Source organism: Vibrio celticus, assembly GCF_024347335.1.
GTDB lineage: Bacteria > Pseudomonadota > Gammaproteobacteria > Enterobacterales > Vibrionaceae > Vibrio > Vibrio celticus.
In genome coordinates, this window is the sequence record NZ_AP025464.1 from 1,609,691 (window position 1) to 1,627,576 (window position 17,886).

General features: G+C 45.6%; 12 protein-coding genes. 7 read left to right on the forward strand and 5 right to left on the reverse strand.

The window, feature by feature from the left end; all coding sequences use genetic code 11:
- The first annotated feature begins 167 nt into the window (after positions 1-167).
- The 3 genes from OCV19_RS23090 to lhgO all read left to right on the forward strand — a co-directional run bounded on the left by OCV19_RS23090 (position 168) and on the right by lhgO (position 4,816).
- Positions 168-1,181, forward strand: a complete 1,014-nt coding sequence (locus OCV19_RS23090; RefSeq protein ID WP_010432072.1) for a TAXI family TRAP transporter solute-binding subunit — start codon at positions 168-170, stop codon at positions 1,179-1,181.
- Between the two features lie 213 nt (positions 1,182-1,394).
- Complete coding sequence (locus tag OCV19_RS23095; RefSeq protein ID WP_065677248.1) at positions 1,395-3,572, forward strand: TRAP transporter permease; 2,178 nt, start codon at positions 1,395-1,397, stop codon at positions 3,570-3,572.
- A gap of 26 nt (positions 3,573-3,598) precedes the next feature.
- The gene (gene lhgO, locus OCV19_RS23100) at positions 3,599-4,816 is read left to right on the forward strand and encodes an L-2-hydroxyglutarate oxidase (RefSeq protein ID WP_065677247.1); all 1,218 of its coding nucleotides are present in this window, start codon (positions 3,599-3,601) and stop codon (positions 4,814-4,816) included.
- Positions 4,817-4,961: 145 nt separating this feature from the next.
- On the opposite strand, the gene OCV19_RS23105 is transcribed toward lhgO, so the two are convergent.
- The 5 genes from OCV19_RS23105 to OCV19_RS23125 form a co-directional block, all read right to left on the reverse strand.
- Positions 4,962-6,518 carry a M28 family metallopeptidase gene (locus OCV19_RS23105; protein WP_065677246.1) on the reverse strand — a complete coding sequence of 519 codons (1,557 nt, stop codon included), beginning with the start codon at positions 6,516-6,518 and terminating at the stop codon, positions 4,962-4,964.
- A 128-nt stretch (positions 6,519-6,646) separates the two neighbouring features.
- Positions 6,647-9,016 carry a M4 family metallopeptidase gene (locus OCV19_RS23110; protein ID WP_065677245.1) on the reverse strand — a complete coding sequence of 790 codons (2,370 nt, stop codon included), beginning with the start codon at positions 9,014-9,016 and terminating at the stop codon, positions 6,647-6,649.
- Between the two features lie 573 nt (positions 9,017-9,589).
- On the reverse strand, positions 9,590-9,865 hold the full coding sequence (locus tag OCV19_RS23115) for a hypothetical protein (protein ID WP_017065177.1): 276 nt from the start codon (positions 9,863-9,865) through the stop codon (positions 9,590-9,592).
- A 100-nt stretch (positions 9,866-9,965) separates the two neighbouring features.
- Entirely contained in the window at positions 9,966-11,285 is a 1,320-nt protein-coding gene (locus OCV19_RS23120; protein ID WP_065677244.1) for a sensor histidine kinase, read from the reverse strand.
- 36 nt (positions 11,286-11,321) lie between these two features.
- The gene (locus OCV19_RS23125) at positions 11,322-12,026 is read right to left on the reverse strand and encodes a response regulator transcription factor (protein WP_065677243.1); all 705 of its coding nucleotides are present in this window, start codon (positions 12,024-12,026) and stop codon (positions 11,322-11,324) included.
- 278 nt (positions 12,027-12,304) lie between these two features.
- Between OCV19_RS23125 and OCV19_RS23130 the strand changes: the two genes are divergently transcribed.
- The 4 genes from OCV19_RS23130 to betA all read left to right on the forward strand — a co-directional run bounded on the left by OCV19_RS23130 (position 12,305) and on the right by betA (position 17,775).
- Complete coding sequence (locus OCV19_RS23130; protein WP_065677242.1) at positions 12,305-13,402, forward strand: alpha/beta hydrolase; 1,098 nt, start codon at positions 12,305-12,307, stop codon at positions 13,400-13,402.
- Positions 13,403-13,833: 431 nt separating this feature from the next.
- Positions 13,834-14,436 (forward strand): transcriptional regulator BetI, encoded by a 603-nt coding sequence (gene betI, locus OCV19_RS23135; protein WP_048610022.1) that lies wholly within the window; start codon positions 13,834-13,836, stop codon positions 14,434-14,436.
- 93 nt (positions 14,437-14,529) lie between these two features.
- The gene (gene betB, locus OCV19_RS23140) at positions 14,530-15,990 is read left to right on the forward strand and encodes a betaine-aldehyde dehydrogenase (protein ID WP_065677241.1); all 1,461 of its coding nucleotides are present in this window, start codon (positions 14,530-14,532) and stop codon (positions 15,988-15,990) included.
- A gap of 72 nt (positions 15,991-16,062) precedes the next feature.
- Complete coding sequence (betA, locus tag OCV19_RS23145; RefSeq protein ID WP_065677240.1) at positions 16,063-17,775, forward strand: choline dehydrogenase; 1,713 nt, start codon at positions 16,063-16,065, stop codon at positions 17,773-17,775.
- Positions 17,776-17,886: the final 111 nt, after the last annotated feature.

Below are 17,886 nucleotides of genomic sequence, written 5' to 3' on the forward strand. Positions count from 1 at the left end.
AATGGCTTACTTAATAACAGGGGAATAAGCAAAAAATGGCTTATTTTAAATAGGTTTTAAAATAAAAGTAAATTAAAACAAATATTTAAAAACTGGCATTGCGCTTGCTATCTATCGTTTGTTGTTAACAAAAATATAACGTGAATAACTCTACATGGAGAGTAATAATGAAATACAACAAGCTAGTTAAAACTTTAGCGATAGCAATGGCTTCTCTTGGCCTTATCAGTAATGCGTCAGCTGAAGAAGATCGCAGCTATATTTTAGCGACGGCCTCAACGGGTGGTACCTATTATCCAGTAGGTGTGGCCTTAGCGACATTGAGTAAAGTTAAGCTTGCGCCAAAGCAGCACTTTTCTTTAGCGGCTATCAGCTCTGCGGGCTCGGGTGAGAACGTAAAGTTGTTGAACGAGAACGAAGCTCAGTTCGCCATTCTACAAGGTTTGTATGGTGCTTGGGCTTGGCAGGGTTTGGGGCCATATGAGAAATCTGGCAGACAAACTCAACTGCGTTCAGTTTCCATGTTATGGCAAAACGTAGAACACTTTATTGTGCGTTCAGATCTAGCAAAAACAGGTACGGTAAGCGATCTAGAGAACCTAAACGGTAAGAAATTCTCTATCGGTAAGAAGAACTCTGGGACTGAAAACTCAGGTCGTCAAATCATGCAAGGCTTATCCGTGGACCCAGAACAATTTAAACTCGCCTTTATGGGTTACGGTGGTAGTGCGAGCGCATTACAAAATGGCACAATTGATGGTATGAACACGCCTGCTGGTGTTCCTGTTGGTGCGGTGACGCAAGCCTTTGCAGCACTGGGTGAAGATATTCAAATCTTGTCGTTTACCGATGCACAAATCAAACAAGCGAACGGCGATTACAATATTTGGACCAAGTATGAGATCCCAGCAAACACTTATCCAGGTGTCGATAAACCAATTACTACAATTGCCCAACCTAACTTCCTAGCGGTTCGTGAAGACATTTCTGAAGAAGATGTCTATCAACTGACCAAAGCTATCTATGAAAACCTACCTTTCCTACAAGGTATCCACAAAGCAACCAAAGCAATGGCACTTGAGAAAGGGATCGCAGGCCTTCCTGTTCCGCTTCACCCAGGTGCTGCTCGTTACTATAAAGAAGTGGGCATAGAAATCCCTTCTGAGTTGATCGTCGACTAACCCTTTGTCTTCGATTAGCCATTTATCTTTAACTCGCTATTTGGCGTGAACTGAATATTCGCGCTAATTAATTGCTTGGTGCGTTTTCATCTGTTTCGGCTACTTTGTCTGATTTGACTGTCTCCGATTCGTTCGATTATTTGAAGTGAAAACGCACTACCTTACTTTATGGATTTTCTCTGCGCGTTTGGCTGTGGAGAGCAGGAGTTTTCTATGAGCGATTCGCTGCAGCAGGAACTGAAAAAATTCGAATTGCCTACCCGAACAGATTTCCCTTGGGTAGGCAAAGCAATAACGACAATGGGAGTGATACTCTCCCTCCTACATATTTGGTTTAATACCTTATCTACCTTGCCAGAGCTGTGGATTTCGGCGACGCATTTCGCTGGTTTCGCAATCATTTGCGCGCTTTGGTATCCCGCTCATATCTCACTGAAAAAGAGCAAGATAGCTCTGGCGGTCGATATCGGAATTGCCTTGGCGGCTCTGGCTTGTCTTATCTACATCCCCTTTGCAGAAGATGCGTTGTATGACCGAGGCGTAAAATTTATCGCCAGTGATTGGTTTTTCTCTATCTTGGCGATTGCCATCGTCATCGAGCTGATTAGACGCACTATGGGCTGGTTCATTCCAGTGCTTATCTTAGTGTGTTTAAGCTATGTAGTGCTTTGGGGACAATGGACCAGCGGTATTTTTCATTTTCCGGGTTTAAGCCTTGAGACGTTACTTTATCGAAGCTTTTATTCATCAGAAGGGATGTTTGGTTCGATCTCAAGAATCAGTTGGACCTTCGTGTTCATGTTCATCCTATTTGGTGCTTTCTTAGTACGCTCGGGTGTTGGTGACTACATCATTGATGTGTCTCGCGCAGCAGCGGGCAAGGTAATTGGTGGCCCGGGCTTTATCGCGGTAATTGGCTCAGGCTTGATGGGTTCAGTCTCCGGGTCGAGCGTAGCAAACACAGTATCGACGGGCGTGATCAGTATTCCCTTGATGCAAAAGGCAGGTTTCCCTTCGCGCTTCGCGGCAGGTGTTGAAGCGGCTGCATCTACTGGCGGGCAGCTGATGCCACCTGTGATGGGTGCGGGCGCGTTCATCATGGCGTCTTACACGCAAATTCCTTATGTCGATATTATTGCGGTTTCCTTCGTTCCTGCGCTTATCTACTTTTTGTCTGTGGCATTCTTCGTGCGCATCGAAGCAAAACGCAGTGGTGTGCAAAAGGTGACTTCTGGCTGTGAGCCTCTATTGAAGGTCTTGCTGTCGGGTTGGCACAACCTGATCCCATTAGCGGTGTTAGTGACTCTGTTGGTGAAAGGATTCACGCCGACTTACGCTGCGGGCATCTCGATTCTGTCTGTCGTGGTGGCTTCATGGTTCTCTAAAAATCACAAAATGGGTCCAAAAGCGATCATTGAAGCTTTGTCTCAAGGCGCAAAAAACATGGCGACCACGGCTGTGTTACTAGTTGGTATTGGTCTAGTTGTTAATGTCATTAGCACTACGGGAATTGGTAACACCTTCTCTTTGATGATCAACAGCTGGGCGAATGGCGAGTTACTGGTGATGATCGCCTTAATTGCACTGGCGTCTTTGATTCTGGGCATGGGCTTACCAGTAACCGCGGCTTATATCGTGTTGGGTACTCTGTCTGCACCAGCTTTGTATAAACTGATTGCTGAAAGTCAGTTGCTCGACCTGTTGGTTTCGGGACAGTTACCGGAACAGGCGAAAGCTATCTTCATGTTGGCTGCGCCAGATAAGCTTGATTTGCTGAACGCGCCAATGGCACTTGAAACAGCCAAAGAGATGATTGCGTTAGTCCCTGCTGATTTTGTGGAAACTCTGCTTGAACAGAGCCTTGGCTTAGAAGCGATCAGCCTTGCACTGCTTTCTGCCCACTTGATCATTTTCTGGCTATCGCAAGACAGCAACGTGACTCCGCCTGTTTGTTTAACTGCATTTGCGGCTGCAACCATTGCTAAAACACCCCCGATGAGAACGGGATTAATGGCATGGAAGATAGCCAAAGGCTTGTATTTAGTACCATTGTTGATTGCCTACACTAACTTGGTAAGTTGGGATGTGACCTCCGTTTTAGTCACGGGTGGCTTTGCTGTTATTGGTACTTACGCGTTTATCGCGGCGATTGAAGGTTATCTAGAGAGCGAAGTTAATATTATTACTCGAGTAGTGTTGGTTGCGATAGGGATAGCTCTAGTATGGCCTGATGTTTCAGTCGTGATCCGTTTGATATGTGTTGCCATTTTTGTTGGCATCTTTATCTACAGCGGTCGTAAATACGATGCTAATCAAGTGAAAAAGGAATCAGAAAGTGAGGAAAAAAAGTTACCTCAAACCGGGTCTAACACTGTCGCGTCTTCCCTATAATTAAAAGGATTGAATGTAGGAATATTATGAACTCAATATACGACTATATTATCGTTGGTGGCGGCATTGTTGGCGTGTCGACGGCTTGGCAATTACAGCAAGCTCACCCTGATAAAAGTATCCTTTTAGTCGAGAAGGAATGTGGCTTTGCGCAGCACCAAACTGGCCATAACAGTGGTGTGATTCACGCTGGCGTTTACTATGCTCCGGGCAGTTTAAAGGCGGATTTTTGTAAGCGTGGCGTAGAGCGCACCATCGCCTTTTGTAGCCAACACGATATCCCTGTCGAAAACTGTGGCAAGCTGTTGGTTGCGACCAATGAGCAGGAAGTGGAGCGCATGAACGCGCTCTATCAACGTTGTCATGATAACGACATTGATGTCGATCTCTTAGATCAAGCACAGCTGAAACTTGCAGAGCCGAACATCACGGGCTTGGGCGCGATTTATGTCAAAACCACCAGTATCGTCGACTACAAAAAAGTGACCGAAGTGATGGCTCAAGAGTTTGTTGAAGCTGGTGGTAAGCTCAGTCTAGGCACGGAAGTGATTATGGCGGAAGAGCAAGAAGATGAGGTGCAGTTAACGTGCAAAGTCGATGGTCAGACTCTTCAACTGAACAGTCGATTCTTGATCACGTGTTCTGGCTTGATGGCCGATAGAATGACCAAGATGTTAGACATCGAAACCGACTTCCAAATCGTGCCTTATCGCGGTGAGTATTTTCAGTTAGACGCTAAGCACAACCAAGTGGTGAATCATCTTATCTATCCGATCCCTGACCCAGAACTGCCTTTCTTGGGCGTGCATTTAACACGCATGATTGATGGCTCCGTAACAGTAGGGCCAAATGCAGTTCAAGGCTGGAAGCGAGAAGGTTATGGCAAGCTTAACTTTAGCTTCAAAGACACTTGGCAGATGCTGAGCTTTGCGGGTTTTTGGAAAGTGACTGCGAATCACTTGAAAACGGGTTTGGTCGAGTTTAAGAACTCGTGGTGGAAACCGGGCTATCTAAAGCTAGTGAACAAATACTGCCCGAGTATTACGGTTGATGATTTTAAGCCTTATCCTGCTGGGATTCGTGCTCAAGCGGTGCTAAAAGATGGCACCTTGGTTCATGATTTCCTGTTTGCTGAAAGCCCAAGAAGCTTGCATGTGTGTAATGCACCATCGCCTGCAGCGACTTCGGCGATGCCGATTGGTGAGTATATTTGTACTAAGGTGATGAAAAAGACGACTAGATGATAACTGAAGATCATTGATCGAACTTTTCTCCAAAGAGAATAAAAAATCCGCGAGCTCAACTCTATTAAGGGATCGAACTCGCGGGTTTTTAGTTCTCGCCATGTTTGTTCGGATTAACGTTAGTTAGTTAGTCAGTCAATTAACCTTACAGCCAATCAGGAACGAAATTAGCAACGATAGATACGTCGCTGAAGTTGCGATAGCCACGCACCATGATGTTGAACTCACCGGCAGGCATGTCTAACACACACTGTTCGTTGCTGCTGTTCTGGTATGGGCGACAGTCGTAGCTTGCTTTTGATACGGTGCCATTGTGTTTCACATAAAGGTCGGCATCGCCACTACGATGGCCGGTCATGGTTACGGTTAACTGACCAGAGTACTCCGTTGTTACGGTAAAGAATTGCTCTTCACCGTAACCTGCGGATAGCCCTTCTACAGGGACGTCATATTGCAGCTCTGTTGGTCCTGCAACGGGTGAGTCGAGGCTAGTTTCGACAAGGTAAGCAATCGCCAATTTGGCGAATTTAGTCGCGTGTGTTGCGGTTGGATCGGAGTTTTCAAGCGTGTCGTGCTGGGTATGAATACTTGGGTTGTAATCATTGAACATGCTCTCGAATGGCATGGCTGCTGGGTAGCCAACATTGTGCCAAGAGGCGTGATCAGAACAGGCATAACCACAATCATCAAAACCGTAACTGATGTTGCTAGCGTAAGTGTCGATCAGCTCGCTTAAGTAGGCGGTTAAGTTGCTGTCGGTGTAGTCTGTGATGAAGGTGATATCGTGCGCTGAACCGTTGTAGTTGGTCATGTCTAATTGCAATACCGATACAACGTTGGCTTGCTCATCTCTTAAAGCGTTGGCGACATCTTGTGAGCCGCGCAATCCCACTTCTTCTGCCGCATAACCATAAAACTTGATGGTCTTGTCTGGCTGAATACCACTGGCGATCATCAGGCGAAGCGACTCTGTTACCGTAGCAATGCCAGACGCATCATCATCAGCTCCCGGTGAGATTGTGCCTTCGCTTGTCCAAGAACCTACCGTTGAATCAAGATGGCCGCCAACCACCACGATCTCTTCAGGATATTTAGCACCAAGCAGTGTCACTTCAACGGATTTTTGCGGATATTCAGCATGCGCGATTTGGCGTGCAGACGCATACGGCACATCTTTAATTTCTGTTTCCCAACGCTCTAAAAGCCAATCCGAAGCAGCAACACCAGTAGAAGTAGTATAAAAACGGTTGGTGAAGTTGGTTAGATTTTCTATGGTCGTGACCATGTTGTTCGGCTCGACCTGAGCGAGTAGGTCGTTCACTGTGTCTTGATGGCTGATTACCGGCTTTTCGAAGCTGCTCATAGTCAGTGGCATAGCTGCGGCTTTGAGTGCGCTTGCTTTGTCTTCGTGCACCATGTAGCCACCACAACGGTGAGTTTCTTCGTGCATGTGGCTGGATAGTTTCGCGAGCTCTTTCTGGTTGATTTTCGCGACGATGGAATGCTTGTTTCCTGTCACGCCTGGGTAAACCGTTGCGCCATGTTGAGTCATAATATGTTGTGCGTCCGCATCGGTGGTGATCCAAACCTCTTCGTTCGCTGGTGGTGTGATTCCTAGGGATGCGTAAGCCGAAGTACTGTTGATTAAGGCTAAAGAACCTCCGAGTACAGCCAAAGCTAGCATGCTTTTTTGAATAGCCATTTGTCGTCCTTTTTACGGTGAGTATTGTTGTGTTGATTGGTGTGATTTTTTTTAGTGCGTGGATGTTTCATTTTCTAAACAGATAACCGCGAAAAGGGCCCCTTTCGGAGCCCTGATTTTACTATCGATTATTGTGCTTTAATGAAACGGTAGTGCTTGGTTTCTGAACAGATATCGCTTGAGGTACACACTTGGTACTCAACATCTACTGTGCCGTTGTGACGGAACTTGTCGACGTATGAGTTGAAGTCTGTAGCACCAACATTCTTGCCATTACGCTTAATCACGAAGTAGTCATTGGTGTCGTAATCCCATGCCAGCTTAACGCGAGCTTTGCCGTTCGGGTTTTTGTTACCAAACTTCAGTTTTAGTGGGAAGCCTTCCGCTGAGTTACCTTCAATCGTAATAGATTTGCTTGTTGATGTTGCAACGCCTGCATCGTCTGTCACGGTTAGAGTCACCACGTAGTCGCCAGCTTCAGCGTAGGTATAGCGAGTCACTTCACCTGTTTGTGTGTTGCCATCGCCTAGGTTCCATTGGTAAGAAACGATCTGACCATCTCTGTCTGAACTTGTGCTGCGCAGTTCTACTTCTTTGCCGACAATGGTGTGTTCGAAAGAAGAGACTGGCGGTACGTTAGCATTGCCTGATTCGTATGATGCTTTTAGGTTCGCACCTGCGTAATCTGAGTAACCTAGAATGTTCACCGTGTAACGACCAGCTGTTGGGTTTTCAATTACACATACTTCATCGGTTACGCTTTCACTCTTACAGATATTCTCTTGAGAGCTTGGCGCATAATCTAGACCAACATACATATCCGGATCACCAGTAGACACAGCAAGATCAATCGTTAGCTTGTCTTGGCCTTCTGGTACTTCGATATCGAAGTAAGTTTTTGAGCCGGTTTCACCAGCAACCGCAGCTTCAACACCGTTTTCAAGGCGTTGATATTCCGGTTCTGGCGGCAGTGGTGGCTCTGCACATGGGGTAACACCCACCAGACCGAACGCAGAAACAACATCATCGGCATTGTAGCCAAGGTCGGTTGCTGAGTTTTTCACGCCACAAGCGCCCTGCCAAAAGTCACTGTTTTCAGACCAGTAGATCTGGTTGGCTAGCACGAACAGTTCGAACGCTTTCTTGGTGTCCCAACCTTGTGTGGTTGCAAGATGGTAGAACGCCTTGTTGAACACGCCAGAGCTGTAGTGCACGTTTAAGCCATCGTAGTACTCAGATGCATTGTTGATTGAAGAGCCATCGCGTGATGGATCGTCCATGTAACGCAGCGCACCTTCGCCTTTAAAGATATTGCGCCCGACCATCCAGTCGTTGGTGCCTTTCATGTAGTATTCTGCGGCTTCACCTGCCATGTCAGAAAAGGCTTCGTTCATACCGCCGGATTGGTTTGCGTATATCAAACCTGAATTTTGCTCAGTGAAACCGTGGCTCACTTCATGGGCTGATACATCTAGGCTAACAAGCGGGTAAAAGAAGCTTTCACCATCGCCAAAGGTCATGGCTCTGCCATCCCAAAAAGCATTCTCGTAGTTTTCACCGTAGTGAACACGCATCATGAGTTTGAAAGAGAGTGGCGCTGTGTCGAACCAGTTTTTATACATGTCGAACACAATGTTACCGAAGTAATGGGCATCGTTGAGTGGCGAGAACGCGCCGTTCACGGCTTTATATTCGTTACGAGGACATTCATAGCTGTAAGTCGTATCGCCGTCGGTCGCGCCATTTAGGTCAACGGTAACGACATTTTCAGACTCCATTACACATTCTGTGCCCACTTCTTGAACATCAAGGTAGTGGTAGTCGGTGCCGTATTCGTACATGCCTGTTTTTTCGTTGCCACCAGGGCCAGTACCGATCTGAGCATGGGCAATACCTTCCCAGCGGTCGATGACTTCGCCTGTGTGCGCGTCTAGCATGGTGAACGGTCGAGTCGGCTGTTCACTGCCTTCTACTAGGTAAGAGACAACGTACACTAGTCGTGTTTTATCTACGCTTTGCTGTCCGATGCCTTGCTTCACAGAGCCTTGATAGATAAATAGCTGATGTTGAACGTTGTCTAGAGATTTGCTGGTTAAGCCTTGAGTATTTAGATCTTTACTTGCGAGTTCAACCGCTTGAGCGCTGTTGATTGATGGCTTAACAAAAGATCGCTCTAAGGTCGTTGTTTTAAGGTAGCTCCCTTGAACCGACTTTAACGCCCCACCTTGTGCACTTTGGGTGGCATTTAGGTAATGTCCCCATACCGGGGTACCCCAGATGTTCTGCTGGATCTTAACTTTATAGATACCACGCTTTTTCAGGTTTACTTCTTTCACCATCTTGAAGCTAGAGGCGTTACTGACTCCTAACTGAGCGTTTAACCCAGAGAAGTTAGTAAAGTTGATCGGTTGATCGATTTGAACGGATTCACTTGCATGCACTGACAAAGACATAGCACTGGCTATAGCAACGGCAACTAAACGCTTTCTTATTTTCATTGTTGTTTTCTCTTTCCATGTAAAATCCAAGAAAACGTAACAAATTAATCACAGCGAATTTACATCATTCGATCTGATTAATTAGTAGCATGGCAATGATCTCTTTTATTCATGAAACTTATATTTCTCGTATTTACAGATAGTTATCATTTCTGTTTATTTTTGAACGCACCCATATGTTTTATTTATAAAATCGTGACACTTTTATTAAGTGTTAATTTCTCTTGGAAATTAAGATTTTAGAGTAAATTGATCTGTGCCTCAATTAACGGATTTTGGGTTGATAGAAGGATCAACGATTTGAAAGTGTCACTTTAAGCAGAAGGCCATTTAGCGAATTTAGGGGCAATTTTGATAAGAAATCGAAGACTTTTCGGCTAATTTTTCGAATTGTTAGTTAAAAGAGGGAAGGGGAATCGGGCACTTGTTTGGCACAGAGCACAAAATCTGCTGGATGACAAAAGCCAGCGACGGGTCACTGGCTTAGATTAACTTAGTTTGTGCAGGCTACTGAATATAGGTAGGCAACTGCGACACTTAATTATGGCACGTGGCTAACGTCACTATAGCGAATTACTGCTTTTTACCGCCAACTTGTACGTAGTCGATACCGATAATACGGTTGATGATACCCAGAACAGAGCTCGTATCAGAGTTTGTTGAGCGAATCGTATCAACCGTTGCACCTTCAGGTACTAATTCCATTGCGCGGTCTTGAGTGTTACCTGGCACTTGGAAACCGACAATGTTGAAGCTTTCAGCGTGCGCTGTGTACACTTCTTCGTTGTGGCTGATACCAGAACAACCCGCTAGAGAAACAATGCCTAAAACAACTAATAACTTTTTCATACAAACACCTTAAGAAAGATTGGAATTTAGATTCAATAGGTTCATTGGGAGACAGCATCTCCCGACCGATGTTGAACATTATTCCAGAGGTGTTTTGTAGTTACTGTATGGGTTTGTCAGCTGAATCATTACATAGCTGAATGGTTATGGTGAATACCGCACCCTTTAAGGTTTGGCTCTGACCAACCTCTACGGTCGCGCTATGTTGAGCACAGATCTTTTCGACGATAGAAAGCCCTAAACCATGGCCGCTCTTGGCCTTGTTACGCGCTTTGTCGCCAACGTAAAAGGGTTCGAACAGGCGAGCTTGATGTTCTTGTGCCACACCATCACCATCATCATGTACCGCGATCTGTAGCTTATCTTGATGCACGCTTGCTTCAATCGAAACTTGTGAGCGTGCGAATTTCATTGCGTTACGCACTAGGTTATCTAGTGCTCGGTTGAGTAGCGTTTCATCCGCCATTATCGAGCTAGATTGCTCTGGCAGTGATAGGTCGATGCTGAGCTGAGTGTCTTTGTTCCAACGCGTCATTGCGTGGTCGAGTAAGTCTCGTATCTCTAATGGTTGTTGTAAGTTTTCTAGGTCAGTGCTATCGAGTTTGGCGTAATACAATAGTTCATCGACCATCCTTTCCATCTCTTCCGTGTCTTCGACAATACTCTCAATCGTGCCCTCTTGCTCTGCGTTTAGCTGGGTATCTTTCAACATTTCAGCTTGCCACTGAATTCGGAATATTGGCGTGCGCAGTTCATGAGCGACAGCATTAGTGAGTGAGCGATTACTTTCTACTAAGCGATGAATTCGGTCGGCCATTAGGTTGAAGGATTTGTTCAGTGAACCAATCGCAATACCACTTGAAGTCTCGGCTCGTGTCGAGAGATCCCCTTCCGCAAAACGCAGAGTGGCCGCCTCTAGCTTTTTAACTCGGCGGAAGATAATAAATAGATGACATAAGCCATATAAGATAAAGCTAGCTAAAAAGAACAACCAAATGAGGTCATCCTCCAACTCTATTTTTTGCCTAACGAACGCTTCACTGTTGGGGAGGTAGTGATAAGTATTGTCACTGCTTGTTAAGCGAAACCATAGGTCACGTTCATCATCGTGAAAAACAAAGGTATTCGGGTTAGTGCTGAAGAACTCTGAAACGGGACTAGGTATTTCATCGTCTGGGCTGAATGTAACCAATTTATTTCGTGTGGTTTCTACAAACTGGTTTATCGCTTGATGGGCCGCCTCAAGGCCTTGATTTTTAGCGATATTCTCGATCAATTGCTGGTGGGCAGCTGCTTCGTAATCTTCCAGTACATATTCGTAGTCGGTATTGAGCTGATAGACGCTAATCTCGTAGGCGACAAGGCCAGCCATAAAGCAAACTAACAGCCCTATTAAGGACTCCAAAAAGATACGTCGCATAATCGCTCTCTTTTATTACGCTCGTATTGAGCGAGGTTAACGCCAGGCGGTCGAAACAAATAAGTAACCCTTCCCGCGAATGGTCTGAATTTTCTCTGCTGGTGTGTGGTCGTCGCCAAGAATCTTTCTTAGGCGCACTATTTTATTATCAATCGTTCGATCGATTCCGTCGTACTCAATACCACGTAGCGTTTGTGTCAAATAGTCACGTGATAGCGGAGTATCAGGGTTACTCGCTAATAACCACAACAGGTCAAATTCGCTGTCAGTTAGTGATAAAACGGCACCTGAAAGTTCACACTTCTTATAGGTGTTTTTCAGAACCAGTTGATCAAACTGAAGGTTGTCTGAGTCATCGACTGAAGCTGTATTGGTGTCTTGGCGGCGTAATAGTGAACGAACTCTGGCCAGCAGAACTCTTGGTTTGATTGGCTTGGTGACATAGTCATCAGCGCCTGTCTCTAAGCCTGCAACGTGGTCGAAATCATCATCGCTAGCGGTGAGCATTAAAATCTTACCTTTAAAGAGGGTGCGGGTCTGTCGGCATATTGTCAGTCCATCGGTTACAGGGAGCATTAAATCCAACAACACGATATCAGGCTGTTCGGCAAGGATGGTCTGTGCGGCATCACTGCCATCATCGAGTGTGGAAACATCAAAGTCCTGCGTAACAAAGTAATCCTTTAGCATTCGCTGAAGTTTCAAATCGTCTTCTACGATGATCATTTTAGGTTTTGTCATTCCATTCTCAGCCTTATCGTGTGTTTCATTTATTGAGATTACGTGAGGGAGCCTTTTTGAGTATCTAGTTATTGTGGCATACCCAATTTACAGGCCTTACGTAAAATACCTGACATGAATGATTAAACACTTTGCACGCTAGTTCAATGATGTTTTTGGATTTGTGTGAAAATAAAAAACAATGTTCAAAACGATATACATTCTCATACATTCGCACGACAGATGTTTTGATCTTTAAATAATAGAATTTTCCCATCAAACATTTTGGGAATAACTGTATGAACGACTATAGAAATGCATTACTGGCGTTACCTTTGATTCTGCTAGCGGGTTGTAACTCAAGCTCTAACTCAGGTAAAGCTGCCAACAAAGCGCAAGTAAAACCTCAAGCTGATTACGTATTTTCATCAGCGAAACTGGGTGAGTTGTATAAAGAGCGACAAGAGGTCCAAGAATCCATAAAGCTTGATTACAACGGTGTGCAGTATGAAACCGTTCTGTTTGCGGAAGATATTAGTGATAAGCAAAAAGTAGTTAGGCTTGCGGATAGTTTAGGTCAAAGTGTGGATCTGTACCTTCCTGATGCAGGGGCTGACGATTGTGCGATATACAGTGAGGGTAAGTTTTTTGATTCATTTGATTGTGGTGTTGCTCAACGCTCAATTGGGAATGACACCACGTTAATTAACACGACAACGAATACTCATAAACCCGTCGAGCTTGAGTATCACAATGAACTGGTTCAATACGTGACTAGCCTTGGGTCTACTATTTTGAGCAACACTAAAAGTGGCAACAAGGTAACCATCACCACATCGTTTGCTTTCAACGCTTTTTACCGTGATGTTCTCAATGAGACTGGCGCTGCTGATCGAATTCGGTCGACTCTGGGGGCATCAACCTATTCTCAGCTTTTTGATATCGTGAAATTGTATCGAGGCAGCGAGATGACATTGAAGTTTACCAACCATATTGGTGGCAGCGCTGACGACGATATCAATATGTATACCGGGCGCATGATCCACAGTAACAACATGACGACGATCGTAACGCCTACGGGGTCGGTGTTCTCTGGCGGCACGGATCTTTTCGCTGCGGGTAACCCACGAGTATTGCAACGAGCAGATACCACCAAAGCCATTGAGCTTAATAAGCAGGTTGGTGTGCACAGTTGGGCTGAGGATGATAAAACAGCCAAAGAATTCCCATACACCAATGAAAGCCATCGTAAGCAAGCGACCTATTTTAAAAAGGTGATGGGAGACAAAGGAATCGATTTCTATATCTTCACTTTAGACTCTGCGCCTGCTTCTGGTGAACACTGGGTGACTAAGGCCGATTCAGATAAATACGATTTCATTACACGCATTGAGTAGCTTAGGCTCGAATTAAAGTTAGTAACGACTAGAGAAGGTTGGTGATGACGTTGTTGTCACCAATCTTTTTTGTTCATTTTTTGATTCGTTACCGGTGTTGATTGTGGATTTTCTGGCCTTAAATTTAAGTATAAAAATTCCTTGATACTACCTTTTCACTCCCTCCCCAAAAAGTTTCTACACGGATTCTCACTGATTGATTTTTGAACTTTCCAAGCAAAAACATTTGACCAATAACTATCACACCTCAAATCTTTAATTGTTTTCGTTAGTGCTCCAAATGATATTTAATTTATTGTTTTATAATGATTTTTGTTGTTTTAAATGCTGTGTTGTTACGAGTTTGTTTTAAATAATCATTTGAACCCTAACTAAATTTCTGTCATTTTATATTTAACTGAACGTTCAATATAAAATAAAAGGACTGAGAAATGCCGAAGGTTGGGATGCCTGATATACGTAAACCACAGCTTGTTCAAGCCACCATGACGGTGATTGATCGAGTGGGTTTGCATGCCGCGAGTATTGCGTTGATCAGCAAAGAAGCGGGAGTCTCCACTGGCATTATTAATCACTATTTTGGCGGGAAGCATGGGCTGCTCGAAGAGACCATGCGTGAAATCCTTCGCCAACTTTCCAATACCATCACGACTTCACTAAAAGCGCTTCCTGTTGATGCTCACCAACAGAGAATAAACGCGATCATCGATGGTAACTTCGAAGGTTACCAGGCAGAAAATAAGGTCGCGAAGGCGTGGTTGGCATTTTGGTCATATTCAATGCATGACGAGCAGCTGAAAAGACTGCAGCGTGTGAATGAAAAACGTTTAATTTCACACTTACGTCTTGAGTTGAAAGGTATTTTGAATCACGAACAAGCGGATCTCGTTGCTCACGGGATTGCGTCTCTGATTGATGGTTTGTGGCTGAGAGGCACACTAAACCCAGATGGTATCGATGCTCAAAAGGCGCGTGCCATCATCAATGATTATCTAGATAAACAACTTACGTTCTACTCGTGCAGTACCAAATAGAACGCAGTGTTAGGACTAGAACAGCACTAGAACGACCAATACTCACATATAGACCAGTAGAGTCTAACAACAATAATTAAGTCAGAATCTCAAATGGAAATGAACTCGTTATACATCGATGGCGCAGCGGTTAAAGCAACCTCTGGTGAAACCTTTGATAGCATTAACCCTGCCAACGGTGAACCTATCGCGACGTTAGGCCAAGCATCTTCAGCAGATGTCGATAGCGCTATTGAATCTGCGAAGCGCGGATTTGCGGTATGGTCTGCAATGACCGCTGTGGAACGCAGCCGTATTCTGTTGAAGGCAGTGGAAATACTTAGAGCTCGAAATGATGACCTTGCAAACCTTGAGGTTGTTGATACGGGCAAGCCGCTGCAAGAAGCGATTGAAGTGGATGTGGCGTCTGGCGCTGATGTTATTGAATACTTTGCTGGCTTGGCACCAACGCTACAAGGCGACCAACAACCGCTGAGCGAATCTCAATTTTTCTACACTCGCCGCGAGCCGCTAGGCATCTGTGCGGGCATTGGTGCGTGGAACTACCCTATCCAAATCGCGATGTGGAAATCGGCTCCGGCATTAGCTGCGGGTAACGTGATGATTTTCAAGCCTTCAGAAGAAACGCCGCTAACGGCGCTCAAGCTTGCTGAGATATTTACCGAAGCTGGTCTTCCTGATGGCGTGTTCAACGTGGTTCAGGGCGATTACCGTGTTGGTCAGATGCTAACGGCGCACCCAGATATCGCGAAAGTATCGTTCACGGGCGAAACCGGTACCGGTAAAGCGGTAATGGCAGACAGCGCTAAGACGCTGAAATCAGTCACCATGGAACTTGGCGGCAAGTCACCGATGATCGTGTTTGATGATGCGAAATTGGATGATGCAGTGTCAGCTTCGATGGTCGCAAACTTCTACACTCAAGGCGAAGTGTGTACTAACGGTACTCGTGTTTATGTACATGAAAACATCTACAACGCATTCATCGACCAACTTAAGACTCGCACTGAGAAGCTGATCATTGGTAACCCAATGGATATGGAGACTCAGATCGGCGCGTTGATTTCTAAAGAACACCTTTCAAAAGTCCTTGAAGCAATTGAGCTAGCTAAACAGTCGGGCGCAACCCTGCTGACGGGCGGCTATCAAGTGACAGACAACGGCCTCGAAAATGGTAATTTTGTTATCCCAACCGTGTTTGTGGATTGCGAAGACAACATGCCTCACGTTCAACAAGAGATCTTTGGCCCTGTGATGTCAGTGTTGAAGTTTACCGACGAAGACGATGTGATTCGCCGCGCTAACGACACCAAATATGGCCTTGCGGCTGGCGTGTTCACGCAAAACCTTTCTCGTGCTCACCGCGTGATCCATCAAATGCAGGCAGGTATTTGTTGGGTGAACACGTGGGGCGACTCACCAGCAGAAATGCCGGTTGGTGGTTACAAGCTTTCGGGTATTGGCCGTGAAAATGGACCAGAAACCCTACTTCATTATACGCAGACTAAGAGCATTCTTATTGAACTTGGCGACTACGCCAGCCCTTATGCCTAACGCGTAACACTCAATTTTATGGGTTAGCTTAACAGAGCTAGCCCCACTGACTTATCTCAGGGAAATCAAAACATGGAACAACGCTACGATTATATTATCGTCGGCGCGGGTTCGGCCGGCTGTGTGTTAGCGGATAGGCTAACGGAAAGCGGTGAACATAGCGTTTTATTACTGGAAGCTGGTGGTACGGACAAGAGTATTTTTATCCAAATGCCAACCGCGCTTTCTTACCCAATGAATACTGAAAAGTACGCTTGGCAATTTGAAACAGAGAAAGAACCGGGCCTTGATGGACGTGAACTGCACTGCCCACGTGGCAAAGTGTTAGGCGGCAGCTCATCGATCAACGGCATGGTTTACGTTCGTGGCCACGCCTGTGATTTTGACCAATGGGAAGAAGAGGGTGCTGCGGGTTGGAACTACCAAGCATGTCTGCCTTATTTCCGCCGTGCTGAATCATGGAACAAAGGCGGTGATGAATACCGTGGAGACAATGGCCCTGTCGGCACTTGTAATGGTAACGATATGGAGCTCAACCCGCTTTACCAAGCGTTCATCGATGCAGGTAAAGACGCCGGTTATCCAGAAACCAACGATTATAACGGCTACCAGCAAGAAGGCTTCGGCACCATGCACATGACGGTAGACAAGGGTGTTAGAGCCTCAACCTCTAACGCTTATCTACGTCGAGCATTGAAGCGTTCAAACCTGACCTTGAAGAAAGGTATCGTGGCGCGTCGTTTCTTACTTGAAGCACAAGACTTAGAAGGTCAATCAGGCTTGAAAGCGGTTGGTGTCGAGTTTGAAAAGTCAGGCAATACCCAGGTGACTGTGGCGAACAAAGAAGTGATCTCTTCTGCGGGTTCTATTGGCTCGGTTCAACTGCTGCAGCTTTCTGGTATCGGCCCGAAAGCCGTGCTTGAAAAGGCCGGCGTTGAAGTTAAACACGAACTAAGCGGTGTCGGTGAAAACCTTCAAGATCACTTAGAAGTGTACTTCCAATATCACTGCAACGAACCGATCACGCTCAACAGTAAGCTTGGCTTGGTCAGCAAGGGCATGATTGGCGCGGAATGGATTCTGACTCGTAAAGGCCTTGGTGCCACTAACCACTTTGAATCGTGCGCGTTCATTCGTTCTCGCAAAGGATTGAAGTGGCCAAACATTCAATATCACTTCCTGCCAGGAGCGATGCGTTACGACGGGCAAGCGGCCTTTGATGGTCACGGTTTCCAAGTACACGTTGGGCCTAACAAGCCAGAAAGTCGCGGTACGGTTGCGATCACTTCTGCTGATCCGCATGCCAAGCCAGAGATCATTTTCAACTACATTTCGACTGAGCAAGACCGCCAAGATTGGCGCGATTGTATTCGTCTGACACGCGAGATTTTGTCTCAACCAGCAATGGATGCTTACCGAGGCGAAGAGATTCAGCCGGGTCTAAGTATCACTTCCGATGAAGCAATCGATGAATGGGTTAAGCAGAACGTGGAAAGTGCGTACCACCCTTCATGTGGCTGCAAAATGGGTGCTGATGATGATCCAATGGCAGTGCTTGATGAAGAGTGTCGCGTTCGCGGTATCGACAGCTTACGTGTTGTTGATTCGTCGGTTTTCCCAGTTATTCCAAACGGCAACCTGAACGCCCCGACCATTATGGTGGCTGAGCGTGCTTCCGATTTGATTTTGGGTAAGCCAATGCTCAAAGAGCAGGACGTTCCAGTGTGGATTGCACCTGAATGGCAAGAGAAACAAAGAATCAATAAACCAGTAAGAGAAGCGTAAGCCTCTGTTATTGAGATAAAAATAATAAAAAGTAACAACCAAAATTAGTCAAAAGTCAGTAAAACTGCCCTGATTAGTATGAGTTAGGGCAGAAAAAGGAAAGATAAAAAG

What these genes read in the sequence shown, in the direction of transcription:
- OCV19_RS23090 (WP_010432072.1), top strand. Translation starts at nt 168, where the DNA reads ATGAAATACAACAAGCTAGTTAAAACTTTAGCGATAGCAATGGCTTCT.
- OCV19_RS23095 (WP_065677248.1), top strand. Translation starts at nt 1,395, where the DNA reads ATGAGCGATTCGCTGCAGCAGGAACTGAAAAAATTCGAATTGCCTACC.
- lhgO (WP_065677247.1), top strand. Translation starts at nt 3,599, where the DNA reads ATGAACTCAATATACGACTATATTATCGTTGGTGGCGGCATTGTTGGC.
- OCV19_RS23105 (WP_065677246.1), bottom strand. Translation starts at nt 6,518, where the DNA reads ATGGCTATTCAAAAAAGCATGCTAGCTTTGGCTGTACTCGGAGGTTCT.
- OCV19_RS23110 (WP_065677245.1), bottom strand. Translation starts at nt 9,016, where the DNA reads ATGAAAATAAGAAAGCGTTTAGTTGCCGTTGCTATAGCCAGTGCTATG.
- OCV19_RS23115 (WP_017065177.1), bottom strand. Translation starts at nt 9,865, where the DNA reads ATGAAAAAGTTATTAGTTGTTTTAGGCATTGTTTCTCTAGCGGGTTGT.
- OCV19_RS23120 (WP_065677244.1), bottom strand. Translation starts at nt 11,285, where the DNA reads ATGCGACGTATCTTTTTGGAGTCCTTAATAGGGCTGTTAGTTTGCTTT.
- OCV19_RS23125 (WP_065677243.1), bottom strand. Translation starts at nt 12,026, where the DNA reads ATGACAAAACCTAAAATGATCATCGTAGAAGACGATTTGAAACTTCAG.
- OCV19_RS23130 (WP_065677242.1), top strand. Translation starts at nt 12,305, where the DNA reads ATGAACGACTATAGAAATGCATTACTGGCGTTACCTTTGATTCTGCTA.
- betI (WP_048610022.1), top strand. Translation starts at nt 13,834, where the DNA reads ATGCCGAAGGTTGGGATGCCTGATATACGTAAACCACAGCTTGTTCAA.
- betB (WP_065677241.1), top strand. Translation starts at nt 14,530, where the DNA reads ATGGAAATGAACTCGTTATACATCGATGGCGCAGCGGTTAAAGCAACC.
- betA (WP_065677240.1), top strand. Translation starts at nt 16,063, where the DNA reads ATGGAACAACGCTACGATTATATTATCGTCGGCGCGGGTTCGGCCGGC.